The organism is Ralstonia sp. 25mfcol4.1 (assembly GCF_900104095.1).
GTDB lineage: Bacteria > Pseudomonadota > Gammaproteobacteria > Burkholderiales > Burkholderiaceae > Cupriavidus.
Map to the genome: position 1 here is coordinate 323,664 of NZ_FNJO01000002.1, position 19,243 is coordinate 342,906.

The window sequence follows — 19,243 nt, forward strand, 5'->3', positions numbered from 1 at the left end:
TTTCGTCCTTACGTCAGCGGCAAGACGCTGCGCACGCGATTGCAGCCCGCGCTCACTGACGGCTCCACAAACAAAAACCCCCGAGGGCGCGAGCCCTCGGGGGTTTTTTTTGACAGTCAGGCCGTCTGGCCCGGCAGTCCGGCGTGATTTACATCATGCCGTCCATGCCGCCCATGCCGCCCATGCCGCCCGGCATTGCCGGAGCCGACTCTTCCTTCGGCGTTTCGGCAACAGCGCAGTCGGTCGTCAGCATCAGCGAAGCCACCGAAGCAGCGTTCTGCAGCGCGGTGCGGGTCACCTTGGTCGGGTCCAGCACGCCCATTTCCACCAGGTCGCCGTACTCGCCCGAAGCGGCGTTGTAACCGTAGTTACCCTTGCCTTCGATAACCTTGGCCACCACGACCGAAGCTTCTTCACCAGCGTTCAGCACGATCTGGCGCAGCGGCTCTTCCATGGCGCGCAGCACGATCTTGATACCGGCGTTCTGGTCGGGGTTGTCGCCTTGCAGAGCCGAGATGGCAGCCCGGGCGCGCAGCAGGGCCACACCACCGCCGGGGACGATACCTTCTTCCACGGCAGCGCGGGTAGCGTGCAGTGCATCTTCCACGCGGGCCTTCTTTTCCTTCATTTCGACTTCGGTGGCAGCGCCAACCTTGATCACGGCAACACCGCCGGCCAGCTTGGCCACGCGCTCTTGCAGCTTCTCGCGGTCGTAGTCCGAAGTCGCTTCTTCGATCTGGGCGCGGATCTGCTTCACGCGGCCTTCGATCGCAGCTGCGTCACCGGCGCCGTCGATGATGATGGTGTTTTCCTTGCCGATCTCGATGCGCTTGGCCTGGCCCAGGTCCTGCAGCGTGGCCTTTTCCAGCGTCAGACCGATTTCCTCGGCGATCACCGTGCCGCCCGTCAGGATGGCGATGTCTTCCAGCATGGCCTTGCGGCGGTCGCCGAAGCCCGGAGCCTTCACGGCGGCGGTCTTCAGGATGCCACGGATGTTGTTCACCACCAGCGTGGCCAGGGCTTCGCCTTCCACGTCTTCGGCGATGATCAGCAGCGGGCGGCCAGCCTTGGCCACTTGCTCCAGCACCGGCAGCAGGTCACGGATGTTCGAAACCTTCTTGTCGAACAGCAGAACGAACGGGTTGTCCAGCTGAACAACCTGCTTTTCCGGGTTGTTGATGAAGTACGGCGACAGGTAGCCGCGGTCGAACTGCATGCCTTCCACGACTTCCAGCTCGTCGGCCAGCGACTTGCCGTCTTCAACCGTGATCACGCCTTCCTTGCCGACCTTGTCCATGGCTTCGGCGATGCGCTCGCCGATCGAGGCGTCGCTGTTGGCCGAGATCGCGCCAACCTGGGCGATTTCCTTGCTGGTCGTGGTCGGCTTGCTCAGCTTCTTCAGCTCTTCCACGGCCGAACCGACGGCCTTGTCGATGCCGCGCTTCAGGTCCATCGGGTTCATGCCGGCGGCGACGAACTTCATGCCTTCGCGGACGATCGACTGGGCCAGAACCGTAGCGGTGGTGGTACCGTCACCGGCGTTGTCGCTGGTCTTGGAAGCCACTTCCTTGACCATCTGGGCGCCCATGTTCTGCAGCTTGTCCTTCAGCTCGATTTCCTTGGCCACGGACACGCCGTCCTTGGTCACCGTCGGGCCGCCGAAGCTGCGCTCCAGCACCACGTTACGGCCCTTCGGGCCGAGCGTCACCTTCACTGCGTTGGCGAGAATGTTCACGCCTTCAACCATCTTGGCACGTGCGGCGTCGCCGAACACTACGTCTTTTGCTGCCATGTTCTGAATCTCCGAATCTGGGAAGACCGCCCCGCGCATCGGGCTGAGCGGTCAGGAATCTGGGTGTGTCTGGAAGGACGGGCGTCGATTACTTGTTGACGACAGCCATGATGTCTTCTTCGCGCATGACCAGCAGCTCCTGGCCATCCACCTTCACGCCCTGGCCGGCATACTTGCCGAACAGCACGCGGTCGCCCACCTTCACGTCGAGGGCAATGTTGTTGCCCTTGTCATCCTTCTTGCCCGGGCCAATGGCGAGCACTTCGCCTTGATCCGGCTTTTCGGCTGCATTGTCGGGAATCACGATGCCGGAAGCGGTCTTCGTTTCATTGTCCAGACGCTTCACGATCACACGGTCGTGCAGAGGACGCAGGTTCATACGGACTCCTAAATACAAAAAAAGTGAGTTTTAATTCACAAAACAGCCGTTATCAGGGGTGCACGGCACCGGGTTGGCAACGGCCATCAGGTTTTTGGGTATACCGCAGGGGCGGGCGCCAACTGGCTGTTAGCACTCTCCCCCAGCGAGTGCTAATTATAGGGACGGGGTATTTCGTTTTCAAGACGCGGGCTGAATGGGGGTTTTCCCGTACCCGGTGGTTTTTTTCCTCTCTCGGCGCCAGATCGCCACTTTCTGGCCGCATCCCCTGACAATGTCCACGAAAAGTCCCGCTGCGACGTTGGCAGACGGGTTCTCCACCGTTGTCCGCCCTTACCGAATTGACCGTCATGTTTCGCCAACCCATTGCGCCGCACCGCGCCCCGCCGGGGTGGGCTGTCCTGTTCGGTCTGTTCCTGGTCGGTTTGTTGTCCTGGCAGCACGTCCATGCGGCATGCGGCGCCGACCCGGCCAATGGGCTCGATGGCGCCAATGGCGTCCCGGCGGCCCGGCCGCGCATCGGCCTGGTGCTGTCCGGCGGCGGCGCGCGCGGCTACGCCCATATCGGGGTGCTCAAGGCGCTGGAGCGGATGCATGTTCCCGTGGATTGCATTGCCGCGACCAGCATGGGGGCCGTGGTCGGCGGGCTGTACGCGAGCGGCATCGGCGCCGACGAGCTGGAAACCCGGCTGTCCCGGGTCAACCTCAGCGACATCGTGTTCGACCGCAACGAGCGCGCGCAACTGCCGCAGACGCTCCGGGAGGACAGCTTCCAGTATCCGATCGGCATTTCGGCGGGGCTTGGCAAGGATGGCGTCAAGCTGCCGATTGGCCTGGTGCAGGGCAACAAGCTGCTGACGCTGCTGCAGGACTGGACGTCGGCCTGGCCCGGCGACATCGACTTCAATACCCTGCCCGTGCCGTTCCGCACGATCGCCACCGATCTTGGCACCGGCGCGCCCGTGGTGCTGGACCACGGCTCACTGCCCCGCGCGATCCGCGCCAGCGCCGCCGTGCCCGGCCTGTTCGCGCCGTTCGCGGTGGACGGGCGCACGCTGGTCGATGGCGGGCTGGTCAGCAACCTGCCGGTACAGATGGCGCGCGACATGGGCGCCGACATCGTGATCGCCGTCAACGTGGCCACGCCGCTGGACGATCCGGCCACGCTGGACTCCCCCGCGGCCGTCACCCAGCAGATGGTGACGATCCTGACCAACCAGAACGTGGCAGCGCAAAAGGCGCTGCTGGGCCCGCGCGACGTGCTCCTGGAGCCCGATCTGGGCAAGCTGTCCTTCACCGATTTCTCGCACGCCGGCGACGGTATCGGGCTGGGCTATGCCGCAGCCGGCGCCATTGCGCCCCGGCTGGCCGGGCTGGCCCTGCCGCGCGAGGCCTGGGACCAGTACATCGCGTCGCGAGCCACGCACGTTGCCACCGCGGAACTCCGCCGTGTCGACGCGATCGAGGTCCACACCTCGGGCCGCATTCCAGCGTCGTACGTGCGCCGGTACCTGCGTGTGCGCGAGGGCGACCGCTACGACACGGCCGCCGTCAACCACGACCTGACCCAGTTGTCGACCAGTGGCGATTTCGAGAGCGTGACGCAGGAACTGGTGACCGAGAATGGCCGCTCGGTGCTCAAGGTCGATGCGCACGAAAAGTCATGGGGCCCGCAGTTCCTGCTGTTCGGCTTCGGCCTGTCCACCACGTTCGACGGCAAGGGCGCCTTCAACCTGCAGCTCGGCCACCGCTACCCGTGGCTCACGCAGGGCGGGCTCGAATGGCGCAACGACATCGTGCTGGGCAGCAACCAGGCGAAATGGCATACCGAACTGCGCCAGCCCGTATTCGACCGGCTGGGCTTCTATATCGCGCCCTATCTGGAATATGCCCGCAAGCACGTGGACATCTATCCGGACAACGGCGACAAGCGCAATGCCACGCCGCTGACCGCCGTGCGCGTGGACACCGCCCAGGCCGGCATCGACTTCGGCCTGCCGATTGGCCGCCTGGGCGAGTTCCGCCTCGGCGCGAACTATCAGCAGGTGCGCTATGACTCCGACTACCTGCTGGCCGGCGCGCCCAACGGCCGGTTCAGTGCCCGGGTGCGCCAGCCGGTGGTGCGCGCCCAGTTGACCATCGACCAGCTCGACGACCCGCTCTTCCCGCGCAAGGGCTATTACCTGTACGCGGTCAACCAGCTGTCGTTCGGCGGCGCCGACAACAGCTTCGACGACGTCCACGCCAAGGCGCTGTGGGCCGGCAGCTACGGCCGCCACACGCTGAACCTCGCCGCCGAAGGTGCCATGACGTACAACGACCACCGCTCGAACAACAGCGTCAGCGGCGGCCTGGGCTTCACGCTGGGCGGCTTCCAGCGGCTGTCCGCCTATGCGCCGGACCAGTTCTCGGGCAACTACCTGCTGTATGGGCGGCTGACCTATCTGAACGAACTGCGTGAGTTCACGCTGCCCGGGCTGCGCAGCACGGTCTTCGGCACCAGCCTCGAAATCGGCGATGTCTGGCTACGACGACGCAACTTCGGCAGCGGCCCGTACAAGTCCAGCGCCAGCGCGTTCATCGGGGGAAACAGTGTGATCGGGCCGCTCTACTTCGGCTTCGCGGCGGCCCCGGCGGGCGTCTGGAACATCTACCTGCAGCTGGGCCGCGTGTTCTGACGGGCGCCGGCCGGCGGGTTCAGACCCCCTGGCCGGCCAGCGCCGCCGGGCCGACGACCGCCATCGCCGAGCGGTATTCGACGGCGGCGATGCGGCCATTGCGCAGCTGCAGCGTCTGGGTGCCATGGCCCTGCATCGGCGTGCCGTCGAACAGATAGGACACGCCGATATCCACCTCCACGGTCTGCCCGTCGATGCGCGGCGCGCCCGCCACGTCGATGCGGATCGTGTCGCCGGCCAGTTGCGCCAGACGCTGGAACAGGCCGATCACGGCATCGCGGTCGCCATACTCGCCCGCCAGCGGGTGATCGCCCACATGCCGCCAGACGATGGCCGGATCGAGCTGCGGATAGATCGCCTCGAAATGGCGCGAGGTCAGCGCGGCCAGGTAATCCTGCACCAGCGCCTGCACGGCCTCTACGGCCATCGGCGCCTCCACGGCGCGGCGCGTCCGCACGCGCCCCGCGGCGGCATCCAGCCCGAGGAATCCGGCCACGCTGGCCATCACCTGCTCGCGGTCGTTGTCCACGCAGATCATGTGGTAGCTGTTCTCGACCACCACACCTTGCACCTGCGGCACGTTCGCCAGCAGGAAGTCGGCCGAGCGCACCGACGTCAGTTCGTCCTCGCGCGCATGCACCACCAGCGTCGGACAGCGCACGCGCCGTGCGCCATCGAGCACCCAGCGCCGCAGGCGATCCACCTGGCGGATGCAGGTCAGCGGCACCCAGCGATAGTGGAAGTTGTCGCCGCGCTCGAACTTGGCCTTGACGATGGCGCGCACCAGATCGTTCTTGATGCCGAACGGCTCGTTTTCCTCGACCTTGATGCGGCCCGGCAGCACGGGCAGGTGGTAGACCACGTGCCGCAGCCAGCGGTACGGCGGGGTTGACCAGCCGTCGATATAGACCGGCGCGGACAGCGCCACGAGCTTGCCCTTGCTGTGCTGGCGCCGTTCGGCCAGCGCCACCGCCAGCAGCGCGCCCATGCACATGCCGATCACGTGGAACGTGTCGTACTGGTCCACCAGCGTGTCGTAAGCCTGCGTGACCGACTCGATCCACTGCTCGGCCCGCACGTGCAGCAGGTCCTCGGGCGTACCGCCGTGGCCGGGCAGCGTGACGGCGTGGGTTTCCATGCCGCCGCGCCGCAGCACCTTGTGCATCGGTCCGAGGTCGTACTGGGTGCCGCCCAGGCCGTGGATCAGCAAGGCCCCGACGCGCGGCGCCTGTTCGGTCGTCATGCCGCCCGCCGCCCCTCGGTATCGTGGCTGGCGACGATGCGCCAGGCTCCGGCGATCAGCGCCACGGAGTCGTCGCCGTCCAGCAGCGGGCCGCTCATGTCCACCACCGTGGTGGTGGCGCCCACCGGCAGCAGCAGCCGGAACGTCAGATCGCCGCGCACCTCGCCATCGCTTTCGCGCAGCCAGCGCCGGCGCACCTCGGCACGGTCGTCGGGATGCACGCAGGCCAGCACGTCGTCCAGCGTGGAGAAGGCCGGCTCGACCACGCCAAACGCCTGTTCGACACTGCCGCTCCAGCGCAGCCGGCCGCTATGCGGGTCGAGGTTGTAGACCAGTTGCCCGCTGGCGGCCAGGGCCAGCTCCACGTCGTTCTGGCGGCTCGCCGCGGCCTCGTGCAGCTGCTCGCGGGCGGTGCGCAGCGTGCTGATCAGCAGCGTGAGCAGCGCGGCCACGGCCAGGTAGAGCTGGGCCACCAGCAGCGAATTGCCGTGGTAGACCGCCGTGTCGGCGAACGGGCCATCTCCCTGGGCGGTGTTGACCAGTACCAGCGCCGACAGCAGCGCCACCGCCACCGATCCGCCCCGCCCGCCCAGCAGCAGCGCCGCGATCGCCACGAAGAACAGCGGGATATAGGTCAGCGCATAGGCCACGTCCAACGACAGCTGCACGATGCGGGTGCCGTCGAACACGACTGCGGCGGTCACCAGCACGGCCAGCAGCGCGGCGATGCCGGCCAGGAATTCGCCCCGGCGCCGGCCGCCGGAACGGGCCGCGCTGAAGCGCGCCCAGCCCGCGAACACCGGCGTGACGATCAGCACACCCACGAAGTCGGCGGCGGCCCAGACCTTGGCCGTAGCCCAGAACGGCACGTCCAGGAACAGCCAGAACCAGCCCGCCCCGAACACCGCGCCGCCCACGCTGCTGACCACCGCGGCCACCAGCACGCCGCGCAGGAAGGCCAGTCCTTCGAGCGAGAACCGCATCATGTGGACCAGTGCCACGGCCAGCGCCGCAAAGCCGATCTCGTCCAGCGAGAACAGCAGCATGCGGAACGCCTCGCGTCCTTCCACCACGCCCAGCAGCATCTGCGCGGCCAGGAACGCCAGCCCCAGTTCCACCCAGCGGCGGGCGGGCGCCAGCATGAAGGCGGCCACGGTCACGCCGGCCGGCAGCCAGATATAGCCGGTGGCCGAGAACGGCCCGTTGATCTTGTGCGACGCGTAGCCAAAGACGAAATACAGGATCGCCCACAGCGGCAGCGTCACGATCCGGTTCGAGAATTTCACGGTGGATTCCTGATGCAAGGCGCACCCGGCAAAGGCCGGTCGCCCTGAATGAACGGCGAACCACGCCGGCCAGTTGACCGGCGCCTTAAAAAAGCGCCTGAAACGGCACAGTCAGTTCAGGCCGCTGCGATCGACGAATTCCAGCGCCTCACGCACCGCGCGGCGGGCCTTGAGCGAATAGCAGACCTGGTGGTCGCGGATGACCAGGGCCAGCACCTCGGCCTGGACCATCTCCTGGAAATGGTGGGCGGCGCGGCGCAGTGTCACGCCGGACACCTCGGCCAGCGCAATGGCGGGCAGGCAATCTTCGTCGGCTTCCAGCAAGGCACGGCAGATGGCCGCGCGGGCCGGCACCGTCAGCAATGCGAGGGTCAGGGTGCTTTCCTGGGTTTCCATGGTGGTCTGCCTGAGAGAAGTTGGCCGCAAGCCCGATGATGCACGACTGCGCTGGCATCGTACGCTGAAATAAACAGGAATAGGCCCGGCGTATCCCCGCATGTCGCCGGTAAGGTGCGCGAACTATCCTTGTCGAGTCAAGTGATGGATGTCGAACCCATGTCCGCGATTGTCTAGCCTCGCCGCCGGCCGTGGCGCTGGCCATCGTCGTCGTGCTGGTGGCCGCCCGGGGGCTGTACCGGCTCCCGCGCCCGCGCCATCCCGCCCGTGCCGCCGGGGGTGGTGGTCGGCACGGCTACGGCAGGCATCGGGCGGTGGATATCGGCCTGGGCGGCGCCGCCCCGGATGGCTTCCCTTCCCCTTCGCGTGTATGGCTGCGCTACGCCACGCTGATCGTGCCGCTCATGGTCTCGTGGCCCGAGCCGCAGAAGATGTCGCACAGGAAGGTGTAGGTGCCGCGCGCCTTCGGTGCGGTCAGCCTGACCTCCACCGCTTTGCCCGGCGGCAGGTCGGCACGGACCGAGAAATCCGGTGCAGAGAAGCCCATGACGACGTCCTCGGCGGTCACCGCCAGCACCACGGTCTCGCCGGGCTTGAGCGTCAACTTGTCGGGGATGAACACGAAGCGCCGCGCGCGCATCGGAATCACGCGCGGCGCGGCGGCCCCGCCCATCACCGGCACGACGGCGGCGGCCAGCATCAGGCCCATGACCTGTGCCAGCATCCGGCGCCGGCCCGCGACCACGGGGCGATCGGCCGGATCGGTCGGATGGTTCGTCATCACGCCCTCCCGATCACCGGCTGCTCGGCCAGCTTGAATGCATCCTTGCCCGGCGACGCCGTGGCGTTCACCTCGCGCCAGCCAAGACCCTGGTACGGATGCGCGGCGTCCCAAGGCACCGGCAGGCGGCGTGGCTGCGATCCCGCCACCGGCAGCGGGAACATCAGCGAGCGCGCCGCATGGTGCGCGATATGCCCGGTCATGCGGTGATGTTCCTGGTGGATGTGCCCGTAAAACACCGTCACGTTCCGGTACGGCATCAGCTGGTCGATTACCTTGGCGCCGTCGCGCGTGGCCCAGTCCCATTGCGGATAGAGGTCGAACAGCGGCCGGTGCGTGAAGAGCACGATACGCGCGTCGCGCGGCTGCTTCGCGAGGTCGGCGGCCAGCCACGCAAGCTGGGCCTCGCCCACCTGCCCGGCCGGGTCTGACACGTTGTCCAGCACGATCGCGTGCAGGCCCTTGTGGTCGAACGTGTAGTGCGTGGGCCCGAACAGCTCCTGGTAGGCCGCGCCGTTGTCCAGGCTGGCATCGTGCTCGCCCGGCATCAGGTAGACGGCCCCGGCGCGCAGCGGGGCGATGATGTCGCGGAATTCGCGCATGCGGCGGCGGCGCTCGGACGGATCGTCGGTCGTGTGGGTCAGGTCGCCCGTGAACATCACGAAATCGGGCGGCTGCGGCAATGCGTTGACCGCCGCCACGGCCTTGGGCAACGTGCCGCGCGCATCGGGATTGGGCGGCCCCTCGAACCCCCAGTGCGCATCGGACAGCTGGACGAACACGAAGTCGTCATCGCGCCCGGCTGCCCAGCCCGGCAGGGCCGATGCGAACACGGCGCCGCCGGCCGCACCTGCCAGGCGCAGGATGTCGCGCCGGCTCCAGTTTCCATTCATGACCGTCTCCGTTTGGGTGGATGGTGACTGTCATACCGGGGCGGCCCGGCGATTATTCCCTGCGGGTCTACCCCGTTGGCGCGCGTCGGCCGGCGGGAATAGAATCGGCCCAGCGCCGGTAATACACGGGAGACGCCCCATGCCGCAGTGCCCTGCCGATCCGCCCCTTGAGGACTGACTTGGACGCCGCCAACACGCGCCGCAGATTCGACACGCTGGTGCTGCCGCACCTGGATGCCGCGTACAACCTCGCCCGCTGGCTGTGTGGCAATGCGGGCGATGCCGACGACGTGGTGCAGGAGGCCTTCCTGCGCGCGTTCCGGCTGTTCGGCGGCTTCCGGGGCGACCAGGCCCGGCCCTGGCTGCTGGCCATCGTGCGCAACACGTGGTTCACCACCTGGCAGAAGCGGCGCGCGGCTGCGGAAACGGGCTACGACGAATCGCTGCTCGATGCCGACCTGCCCGACTGGCACGGCGCGCCCGGCGATCCGGAGCAGTGGCTGCTGCGCGACGAAGACGTGCGGCTGGTCCACGCGGCGCTGGAGCGGCTGCCGGTGGCGTTTCGGGAGGTGCTGGTGTTACGCGAACTGGAGGAACTGCACTATCGCGACATCGCGCGCATTGCCGACATTCCGGTAGGCACCGTGATGTCACGGCTGGCGCGCGGCCGCCGCATGCTCGCCGCCGCCGTGGTGGCGCTGCGCGACGGCACGCCGCAGCAGGCGGCCACCGGCTTGCCGGCCGCCACCGGCCTGAACCCCGACGACCCCATTCCCCCCGCAGGAGACCGGCGCCATGGATTGCAATGAAGCCCGCCACCTGCTGCAGGCCACCGCCGACGGCGAGGTGGGCGCGGCCGACAGCGTCCGACTGGAACGGCATCTCGAAGACTGCGACGGCTGCGTGGAGGCGCTGAGCCACCTGCAGGCGCTGCATCGTGCCACGCGGCGCGGTGCCACCTATCACCGCGCCCCGGCCGAACTGCGCGCCCGCATTCTCGACGCCCTGCCCGAACCCGCCGAGAGCGCGCTCGCCGATCCTTCATCCGACGCACCGGCCGGCTGGCGCCGCTGGTTCGCATGGTCGCCCCCCGTCAATGCCGCGCTGGCCGCCGTGACGGCAGCCGCCGTGGGCCTGAGCCTGTTTCAGTACAACACCGGGCCGTCGCCGGACGACCTGCTGGCCAGCAGCATCGTCGCCAGCCATGTGCGCGGACTGATCTCGAACCGGGCCAGCGACGTGGTCTCGACCGACCAGCACACGGTCAAGCCGTGGTTCAACGGCCGCATCGACTACGCGCCCGATGTACGCGACCTGGCTTCGGCCGGTTTTCCGCTGGTCGGTGGCCGGGTGGACTTTGTCGACGGGCAGCGCGTGGCCGTGCTGGTCTATCAGCGCCGCCAGCATCCGGTGGACGTCTTCGTGCTGCCGGGCACAGGCGCCGGGGTGGGAGAACGGGTCCGGCAGGGATACCAGCTGGAAAGCTGGACGGCCGGCGGCATGCGCTACGTGGCGATCACCGACGCGTCGGCCGGCGACCTGCGCAAGTTCGTGCAGGCGTGGCGCAATGCGGAGGATGGGGAGCGGCGGTGAGGCGGTGAGGCGGTGAGCAGCGCCGGTTTTGCTCCCTCTCCCGCGTCGCGGGAGAGGGAAGCGGGCCTTCAGCAGCCAACCGCCATCAGGCCGTCACGAACGGCAACTGACGCTGGCGCTTGCCCGTGAGGCGGAACAGCGCGTTGGCCACGGCAGGGGCAATGCCGGGCGTGCCCGGTTCGCCGAGGCCGGTCGGGTTGTCGTTCGACGGCACGAAGAACACGTCCACCACCGGCGCGTCAGGCATGCGCGGCGGCGGATAGTCGGGGAAGTTGCTGTTCTTGACCATGCCGTTTTCCATCTCGATGGCAAAGCCCGGCTTGATCATCGACAGCCCGAACACGCAGCCGCCCTGGACCTGCGCCTCGGCGGTCAGCGGATTGACCACGCGGTTCGCATGCACGCCGGCCGTCACGCGATGCACGCGCGGCTCGCCCTTCACCACCGATACGTCGACGATATACGCCACCACCGAGCCGAACGACTCGTGCACGGACACGCCCCAGGCATGTCCCTTCGGCAGCTTTTTCTTGCCGTAGCCGGACTTGTCCACGGCCAGCTGCAGCGCGGCGCGATGGCGCGCGTGCTTCTTTTCGTCCAGACGCGCCAGGCGCCAGGCCACGGGGTCCTGCTTCGCGGCCGTGGCCATTTCGTCGGCCAGCGTTTCCTTGACGAATGCCGTATGGGTGTTGCCCACCGAGCGCCACCACAGCACCGGCACATCCACCTTCGGATGATGCACGTGCACCTGCAGCGGCAGGTCGTAGTCGTTCTCGACGATGCCTTCGGTCATCGTGGCGTCGACGCCGTTCTTGACCATCATCGGCTCGAACGGCGTGCCCGTGATGATCGACTGGCCGACGATGGTGTGCTGCCAGCCAACGACCTTGCCCTGGGCGTCCACGCCGATACGGGCGCGATGGACGTGCAGCGGACGGTAGTAGCCGCCCTTGATGTCGTCCTCGCGGCTCCACATCACCTTGATGGGCTCGGTATGGCCATTGGCCACCCAGGCGCGCAGCACGTTGGCCGATTCCACGAGGTAATCCGACGTCGGCACGGCGCGGCGGCCGAAGCCACCGCCGGCCATCATCGTGTTCAGCGTGACCTTTTCCGGCGACAGTTGCAGCGTGCGCGCGATGGCGCCCTGGTCGATGGTCTGGAACTGCGAGCCCACCCACACCTTCACGGCGGTCACCTTGTTGCCGGCCACCTCGGGCTGCAGCGTGCAGTTCAGCGGCTCCATCGGCGCGTGGGCCAGGTAAGGCACGCGATACTCGGCGTCGATGACCTTGGCCGCGCCCGACAGCGCCGTGTCGATATTGCCGCCTTCGAGCGGCCTGGCCACGATGCCCGGCTGCGCGGCCAGCTTGCTGAACTGGTCGAAAAGCGCGGCGGTGCTGACCGTCGATCCGGCGTCTTCCCAGACGATGTCCAGCGCGTCGCGCGCGGTCTTGGCCGGCCAGTAGCCGTCGGCCACCACCGCCACGCCCGAACCGCCGCGATCGGTGTTCACCAGCATCACATCGGCCACGCCCTTGATCTTGCGTGCGCGGTCTGCGTTGAACGACTTGACCTTGCCGCCAAAGCGCGGCGGGTGAGCCACCACGGCCACCATCATGTCCTTGAGCCGGACGTCCATGCCGAACACCGGGTCGCCGTGCAGCTTAGATGCGGCGTCCAGGCGCGGCGTGGGCTTGCCGACGATGCGGAACTGCGCCGGGTCCTTGAGCCTGACCTGGGCCGGCACCGGCAGGCCCATGGCCGCCTGCGCCAGTTCGCCGTAAGTGGCGCGGTTGTTGCCCGACGTGACCACGCCCATCGACGCGGTGCAGCTGGCCGGATCGACCTCCCACTTCTGCGCGGCGGCGCCGATCAGCATGGCCCGTGCCCGCGCGCCCAGTTCGCGGTACTGCTCGAACGAGTGGTTCAGCGCCGTCGAGCCGCCGGTCATCTGGATACCGAACATCGGATCCTTGTACGCATCGCCGGCCGGGGCCAGGATGGCACGCACGTTCTTCCAGTCGACGTCCAGTTCCTCGGCCAGCGCCATCGGCAGCGCCGTATGCACGCCCTGGCCGAATTCCAGCCGGTTCACGGCGATGGTCACCGTGTTGTCCGGCGCGATCGTCAGGAATGCCTGCGGCGGCGCCACCGGCTTGGCCGGCGCCTGCTGGGCCAGCGCGGCATCCACGCCGACGATGCCGAGCGCAAACCCGCTGCCCGCCAGGCCCGACATCTTCAGAAAGCTGCGCCGCGACAGCGTGGCTGCCGCTTCCGGTTGCGCAGCGGGCGCGCCGCTGCCGCCCGCCAGGGCCTCGATACCTCGAATACGCATGGCAGCCCCTTATGCCTTGACGGCGATGGCGCGCGAGGCGTCCTTGATCGCCGCGCGAATCCGTTGATAGGTGCCGCAGCGGCAGACGTTGCCGGCCATGGCCTGATCGATGTCGGCATCGGTGGGCCTCGGCTTGCTGCGCAGCAGACCCACGGCGCTCATCACCTGGCCGTTCTGGCAGTAGCCGCACTGGGCCACGTCGTGCTTGAGCCATGCCGCCAGCACGGCCTTGCCGACCGGGTCGTCGCCCATGCTTTCAATCGTGCTGATCTTGCTGCCGGCCGTGGCCGAGATCGGCATCACGCAGCTGCGCGTGGCCTGGCCGTTGATATGGACGGTGCAGGCGCCGCACGCGGCCATGCCACAACCGAACTTGGTGCCGGTCATGCCGAGGTTGTCGCGCAGGGCCCACAACAGTGGCGTGGACGGATCGGCGTCCACCTCCACGGTCTTGCCGTTGAGGGTGAGGGTCGTCATTTGGGGATGCTCCTTGGGTGCTTGGCCCAGTCGGTTATTCGCGCGTCACGCCAGGCCAATGGCAAAAACGATCCCTGGCCACCCGGCGAACCCGTGGAGCATAGTAGAAATATGAAAAGCTTGCGCAGTCCCGCTCACATCATGCTGTGAGCACCATAACCGGGATTATTTCTGGCTCAGGAACAGATATAGCGCCTGCAGGTCGGTGTCGTTCATTTTGGCGAAGGCGGTGAACGGCATCACGCGGCTGACGTCGGTGCCGTCGGGCCGCTTGCCGGTGCGCATCATCGCCACGAACTGCTCGGCCGCGGGGTAGTGCTTGATCGCCCCGCCCGGCTGCAGGTTGGCGGCGGGCGGCCAGTCGGGCGGCGCGCCGGGGATATGGCCGCCGCGCAGTTCCGCCCCGTGGCAGCCCTTGCACGAATTGGCCACGTACGCGCCGTACTGCGCGTTCACGGCGGCCACCACCGGCGCGGCGGGCGGCAGGCTGTGGTCGATCTTCTCGGCGGCGTCCTTGATCACGCCGGCGCCATACATGCCCCGGATGAACCATGGCAAGTGCACCTCGCCGGGCCGGCCCGGGCCGGGCGGCAGGCTCTGGACATAGGCCACCAGCGCGCCGAAGTCTTCGTTGGACAGCCGGTTGTAATCCTCGCTGGGCATCACCAGCAGCGGCCGGCCCGATGGCGCCACGCCATGCCGGATGGCACGGTCCCAGTCCTGGGGCTGGAACCTGGCGATATCGGGGTTGGCCCGGGTCAGGTCCGGGGCGAATACCCGGAATCCGTTGGATTCATCGAACACCTGGCGGCCGTTGCCCTTGCCGCCGTGACAGTCCGCGCACCCGCGCGACTCAAACAGATACTTGCCATGGGCGATGGCCATGGCGTCGGTCGGGATCGTCACCGGCTGCACGGCCACGTCGATCTTGCGCTGGAGCTTGCGCCCGCCCCACCAGTACGTGCTGCCCACGGCCAGCACCACGAACACCACGAAGGCAACCAGCGCGGAGCTGGCAATGCGGAAGAATCGCTTGACGTCCATGGGTATCCCCCGTGAGCGGCCATCGAGAAAGCGCAGGTTGCGCCACCCGATTGAAACGGGCGCGCGCTTCGTGTTCCGTGCGGGATCGTACAGAAGCTGCGCCGGCGCCGCCAGCCCGGGGGATACGCGCGGCGGTCAGGCCGCCAGCCCGGCCGGGGCGCGGTCGATAAAGCCGGTCATGCCGGCCAGGCGGCCATCGTCCGCAATCGTGGCAAAGTCGGTGCCCACCACCAGCGCGGCTTCGCCGGCCGGGCCCAGTTCCCAGGTAAAGCGCAGGTTGGCGCCGTGGGCGTCCACCGGCGATACGCGGCGGAACACGAAGCCGGGGAAGCGGGCTTGCACGCCGGCAATCATGGCGTCGATGCCGGCGTGGCCGTCGCCGCGCATCAGCGGGTCCACGTACACGGCCGACTCGGTCCAGGTCCGGCCGATCAGGGCGCGGCGGCGGACGGCGTCAGTTTCGTTCCAGGCGGCCAGGTAACGGTCGGCCAGTTCTGCCAGGTCGGTCGTGGCGGCGCTGGCGTTCGGGGCGATGGCGGCGGTCATGGCATTTCTCCTTGTGGTTGAGGACCTGCAGGGGTGGATCACGTCATGGCCTCATCATGGATGCCCGCCGGCCGCAGCACGATTACGCCTCAGGTAATCGCCACGATTCCTCCGCCAGGCGCCGCCCACGCCGCAAGGCGCCGCCCGCCATACCAGCTTTCGGCCTGCGGCGCCAGTCCCAACAAAGCCATGCAGATGCCCCTATCCCGGCCGTCAGATTCCGCCTGGCGCGACTACAGTGCCACCTACGCTGGGCAGGGTGCGGCCATTGCATTCCTGCCGGCATGGCTTTCGGCGCGCCAGGCGCGCCCCAGGAAACCCGAAACTGATGACGCCTGACAGGGCCGCGCCCCCTTCGAACCTTCCGCCCATGGCACGCCTCGGCAACTGGCGCCCGCTGCTGCTGGCGGCTGCGGGCTACTTCTTGCTGGCGCTGGCCGGCCTGTGGCTGGCGCGCATGCCGGGCCACGCGGCGGCCGTGTGGCTGGCCAACGCCTTTGGCCTGGGCATGCTCCTGCACCGCCCCACCCGCGAGGCGCCGGCGCTGCTGGCAACCATGCTGGCCTCCAACATCGCCGCCGACGTGGTCGTCGCCGGCCATCCGCTGGGCGCCGCGCTGCTGCTGTCGGCCGCCAACCTGGCCGAACTGGCCGGGTCGGCCGTGCTGCTGCAGGTCATGGTAGGCCGCCAGGCGCTGGCCCGTCCCGGCCAACTGACGACTTTCGCGCTGACGCTCGGCATTGCGTCGACCGTCGGGCCGGCCCTGAGCGGGCTGCTGGGCGCCTCGGTCATCTCGGCGCGCTATGGCACGCCGTTTCCCAAGGTCTGGTGGAACTGGTGGAATGCCGGCGCCATCGGCATGGTGATGCTGCTGCCGCTGATGGTGTCGCTGTCGCGCGAGCGCGTGCGGGCCACCTGCCAGCGCCCGATGCTGCTGCGCCTGACCGGGCTGTTCGCGCTGTGCGTGGCCATCGGCGCGGGCGCCATCCGCGCCGGGCACGACCCGTTCGTGGTGATGTCGCTGCCGCTGGTCATCGTCGCGCTGGCCAGCAACCCGTTTGCCACGGCGCTGCTTACGCTGCTGTCGGCAGTGGCCGCCGAATGCATCGGGCTGGTCTCGGGCACGGAATTCCTGGCTTCGCGCTCGGTGCCGCTGTCGGGGGCGCTGCTGATGGTGTTCCCGGTCTGCATCGCGTTCATGACCGAGCAGAACCGCAAGGGTCGGCTGGAACTGCGCAGCAGCGAGCGGCGCTTTCGCCAGGCGCTGGAGCACTCGGCCATCGGCATGGCGCTGGTGGGCATGGACGGGCGCTGGCAGATGGTCAATCACGCCATGGTCGACCTGCTGGGCTACAGCGCCGACGAACTGCGCGACCTGCCGTTCCAGCTGATGACCCACCCCGACGACCTCGCAGCCGACCTCAGGCTCGTAGAACGGCTATTGGCCGGCGAGATCGACTCCTATCGTCTGGAAAAACGCTACCGCCACAAGAGCGGGCATTACCTGTGGACGCTGCTGGCGGTGTCGCTGGTGCGCGACGACAACACCGGGCAGCCCGACCATTTCATCGCACAGGTGGAAGACATCCACACGCGCAAGCTGGCGCAGGAACAGCTGGAACAGCTGACGCGCCGCACCCAGCTGGCCGTGGAAGCGGGCGGCGTGGGCATCTGGGAATGGGATTTCACGCAGGCGGCCATAACCTGGGACACCCGCATGCACGCGCTGCACGGCACCGCTCCCGAGCTGGGGCCGCCCACGCTGGCCCAGTGGATCGCGATGGTCCACCCCGAGGACGTGAGCCGCGTCAGCACCGAAATGCGCCAGGCCATCCGTGGCGTGCGGCGCTTCGACACCGAATACCGCGTGGTGCGGCCCACCGGCGAGATCCGCCACGTGCGCGCCATGGCCACCATTTCGCGCCACGAGGACGACACGACGCGGGCGCTGGTGGGCACCAACTGGGACATCACCGAGCAGCGCAACCTGAACCGGGCGCTGTTCGAGGAAAAGGAACGCCTGCACATCACGCTGCGCTCGATTGGCGATGCCGTGATCTGCACCGACCGCGTCATGCGCGTGACCTTCATGAACCCGATTGCCGAGCAGCTGACCGGCTGGAGCCTGGACGCCGCCATGGGCCAGCCGCTGGACCAGGTGTTCCGGATCGTCGACGAAGACACCGACCTGGTCATCCCCAGCCCGGTCGAGCAATGCCTGGAAACGCTGCGGCCGGCCTACCTTCAGGAAGGCGCGGTGCTGCAGAGCCTGACCGGCGAACGCCATGACGTGCAGGATTCGGCCGCGCCCGTGCTGGCCAACGACGGCAGCGTGCTGGGCGCCGTGCTGGTGTTCCAGGACATCACCACGTCGCGGGCGCTGCAGCGCGAACTGGCCCACTCGGCCACGCACGACGCGCTGACCGGCCTGCCCAACCGCGCCTGGTTCGAAAAGCGCCTGCGCGAAGCCTGCGAGAGCGCCCGGCTGCACGGCCATCGCGCCGCGCTCTGCTTTATCGACCTGGACCGCTTCAAGATCGTCAACGACACGGCCGGCCATGGTGCCGGCGACGTGCTGCTGCGCGAACTGGGCTACGTGATCCGCCACCAGGTGCGGCCGGACGACCTGCTGGCGCGCCTGGGCGGCGACGAATTCGCGCTGCTGCTCAAGGACTGCAGCATCGAACACGCCGAGCAGGTCTGCATGAAAGTGATCGACGCCGTGCGCGAGCGGCGCTTTCCGTGGAACGGCCGCGTCTACGATGTGGGCGCCAGCATCGGCATCGCCGCCATCGATAGCGACGTGCCGCCTGTCAGCGAACTGATGAGCCGTGCCGACGTGGCCTGCTACGCCGCCAAGGCCGCCGGCCGCAACCGCGTGTCGGTCTATCGCCGTGACGAAAGCGACGCACGCCGCCATCATCGCGAACTGGAGGTGGCCGCCGGCATCCATTCGGCGCTGGAAGCCAACCGCTTCCGGCTGTACGCGCAGGAAATCCGCTCGCTGCGTCCGGGCCAGGACGATTCGCGCCACGTGGAAATCCTGGTGCGGATGGTGGACGAACAGGGCACGCTCATCATGCCGGGCGCGTTCATCCCGGCTGCCGAACGCTACGACCTGATGGGCCATATCGACCGCTGGGTGATCCGCAACGTGCTGCAGCAGTACGGCGACCGCCTGGCCAGCGTGCCGGGGCTGTCGGTGTCGATCAACCTGTCGGCCAACTCGCTGGGCGAGCCGTTCCTGCTGCCCTTCCTGCACGCCGCACTGGAAGACTCGGCCCTGCCGGCCGACCGCATCCGGCTGGAAATCACCGAGACCGCGCTGATCAACAACATGACCGCCGCCAGCCGCGTGGTGGCCGACATGCGCAGCGCGGGCTGCACCGTCGCGCTGGACGATTTCGGCGCCGGCCTGTCGTCGTTCGCCTACCTGAAGCAGTTCCCGGTGGACTATCTCAAGATCGACGGCAGCTTTATTCGCAATCTCGCCAAAAATGCCGTGGACCGCGAGATCGTCAGCTCGATCAACGACATCGGCCATCGCCTGGGTGTGCGCACCGTGGCCGAATGGGTCGAGGACGAAGGCACGCTCCATACGCTGCGGGCCATCGGGGTGGACTACGCGCAGGGCTACGCCATCGGCAAGCCGATGCCGCTGGAAGCCTTTCTCGACACCTGCGAGGGCCTGCCGGCCTGATCCGGAGCGCGCACGGCGCAGGTCTTGCGCAGTGCAGCATGCGCCCGACACCACATTCCCCTTCAACGCCGTTCGGAAATCCGGACGGCGTTTTGCG

At 67.9% G+C, this 19,243-nt stretch carries 16 protein-coding genes; 4 read left to right on the plus strand and 12 right to left on the minus strand.

Annotated features, from left to right (window positions below):
* Positions 1–148: 148 nt before the first annotated feature.
* On the minus strand, positions 149–1,792 hold the full coding sequence (gene groL / locus BLQ58_RS04595) for a chaperonin GroEL (protein WP_092595012.1): 1,644 nt from the start codon (positions 1,790–1,792) through the stop codon (positions 149–151).
* Positions 1,793–1,880: 88 nt separating this feature from the next.
* Positions 1,881–2,171, minus strand: coding sequence for a co-chaperone GroES (gene groES / locus BLQ58_RS04600; RefSeq protein WP_008644494.1), 291 nt, complete (start codon positions 2,169–2,171; stop codon positions 1,881–1,883).
* 350 nt (positions 2,172–2,521) lie between these two features.
* Between groES and BLQ58_RS04605 the strand changes: the two genes are divergently transcribed.
* Complete coding sequence (locus BLQ58_RS04605; RefSeq protein ID WP_092595014.1) at positions 2,522–4,849, plus strand: patatin-like phospholipase family protein; 2,328 nt, start codon at positions 2,522–2,524, stop codon at positions 4,847–4,849.
* A gap of 19 nt (positions 4,850–4,868) precedes the next feature.
* On the opposite strand, the gene BLQ58_RS04610 is transcribed toward BLQ58_RS04605, so the two are convergent.
* The 6 genes from BLQ58_RS04610 to BLQ58_RS04630 form a co-directional block, all read right to left on the minus strand.
* Positions 4,869–6,092, minus strand: a complete 1,224-nt coding sequence (locus BLQ58_RS04610; RefSeq protein ID WP_092595015.1) for an alpha/beta fold hydrolase — start codon at positions 6,090–6,092, stop codon at positions 4,869–4,871.
* Positions 6,089–7,378, minus strand: a complete 1,290-nt coding sequence (locus BLQ58_RS04615; RefSeq protein ID WP_092595017.1) for an MASE1 domain-containing protein — start codon at positions 7,376–7,378, stop codon at positions 6,089–6,091. Before BLQ58_RS04615 ends, BLQ58_RS04610 begins: the two co-directional genes overlap by 4 nt.
* A 111-nt stretch (positions 7,379–7,489) precedes the next feature.
* Positions 7,490–7,774, minus strand: coding sequence for a transcriptional regulator (locus BLQ58_RS04620; RefSeq protein ID WP_092595019.1), 285 nt, complete (start codon positions 7,772–7,774; stop codon positions 7,490–7,492).
* 173 nt (positions 7,775–7,947) lie between these two features.
* Positions 7,948–8,082, minus strand: coding sequence for a hypothetical protein (locus BLQ58_RS29655; protein ID WP_302847626.1), 135 nt, complete (start codon positions 8,080–8,082; stop codon positions 7,948–7,950).
* A gap of 71 nt (positions 8,083–8,153) precedes the next feature.
* Positions 8,154–8,483 (minus strand): cupredoxin domain-containing protein, encoded by a 330-nt coding sequence (locus BLQ58_RS04625; protein WP_254775819.1) that lies wholly within the window; start codon positions 8,481–8,483, stop codon positions 8,154–8,156.
* A gap of 71 nt (positions 8,484–8,554) precedes the next feature.
* Positions 8,555–9,448 carry a metallophosphoesterase family protein gene (locus tag BLQ58_RS04630; RefSeq protein ID WP_092595021.1) on the minus strand — a complete coding sequence of 298 codons (894 nt, stop codon included), beginning with the start codon at positions 9,446–9,448 and terminating at the stop codon, positions 8,555–8,557.
* A 179-nt stretch (positions 9,449–9,627) separates the two neighbouring features.
* On the opposite strand from BLQ58_RS04630, the gene BLQ58_RS04635 reads away from it, so the two are divergent.
* Together BLQ58_RS04635 and BLQ58_RS04640 are read left to right on the plus strand one after the other, a co-directional pair.
* Positions 9,628–10,257 carry an RNA polymerase sigma factor gene (locus BLQ58_RS04635; protein ID WP_092595023.1) on the plus strand — a complete coding sequence of 210 codons (630 nt, stop codon included), beginning with the start codon at positions 9,628–9,630 and terminating at the stop codon, positions 10,255–10,257.
* Complete coding sequence (locus tag BLQ58_RS04640) at positions 10,244–11,041, plus strand: anti-sigma factor family protein (RefSeq protein ID WP_092595025.1); 798 nt, start codon at positions 10,244–10,246, stop codon at positions 11,039–11,041. Before BLQ58_RS04635 ends, BLQ58_RS04640 begins: the two co-directional genes overlap by 14 nt.
* Positions 11,042–11,126: 85 nt before the next feature.
* On the opposite strand, the gene BLQ58_RS04645 is transcribed toward BLQ58_RS04640, so the two are convergent.
* From BLQ58_RS04645 to BLQ58_RS04660, 4 genes are all read right to left on the minus strand, one after another.
* Entirely contained in the window at positions 11,127–13,379 is a 2,253-nt protein-coding gene (locus BLQ58_RS04645) for a xanthine dehydrogenase family protein molybdopterin-binding subunit (protein WP_092595027.1), read from the minus strand.
* A 9-nt stretch (positions 13,380–13,388) separates the two neighbouring features.
* Positions 13,389–13,856: a (2Fe-2S)-binding protein gene (locus tag BLQ58_RS04650; protein WP_092595028.1), complete on the minus strand. Its 468-nt coding sequence runs from the start codon at positions 13,854–13,856 to the stop codon at positions 13,389–13,391.
* A gap of 165 nt (positions 13,857–14,021) precedes the next feature.
* Entirely contained in the window at positions 14,022–14,900 is an 879-nt protein-coding gene (locus BLQ58_RS04655; protein WP_092595029.1) for a c-type cytochrome, read from the minus strand.
* 135 nt (positions 14,901–15,035) lie between these two features.
* Positions 15,036–15,446 (minus strand): nuclear transport factor 2 family protein, encoded by a 411-nt coding sequence (locus BLQ58_RS04660; RefSeq protein ID WP_092595030.1) that lies wholly within the window; start codon positions 15,444–15,446, stop codon positions 15,036–15,038.
* 328 nt (positions 15,447–15,774) lie between these two features.
* Here BLQ58_RS04660 and BLQ58_RS04665 point away from each other — a divergent pair, with 328 nt between their 5' ends.
* A complete protein-coding gene (locus tag BLQ58_RS04665) occupies positions 15,775–19,146 on the plus strand; it encodes a diguanylate cyclase (protein WP_092595032.1) in 3,372 nt (1,123 codons plus the stop codon).
* The last annotated feature ends 97 nt before the right edge of the window (positions 19,147–19,243 follow it).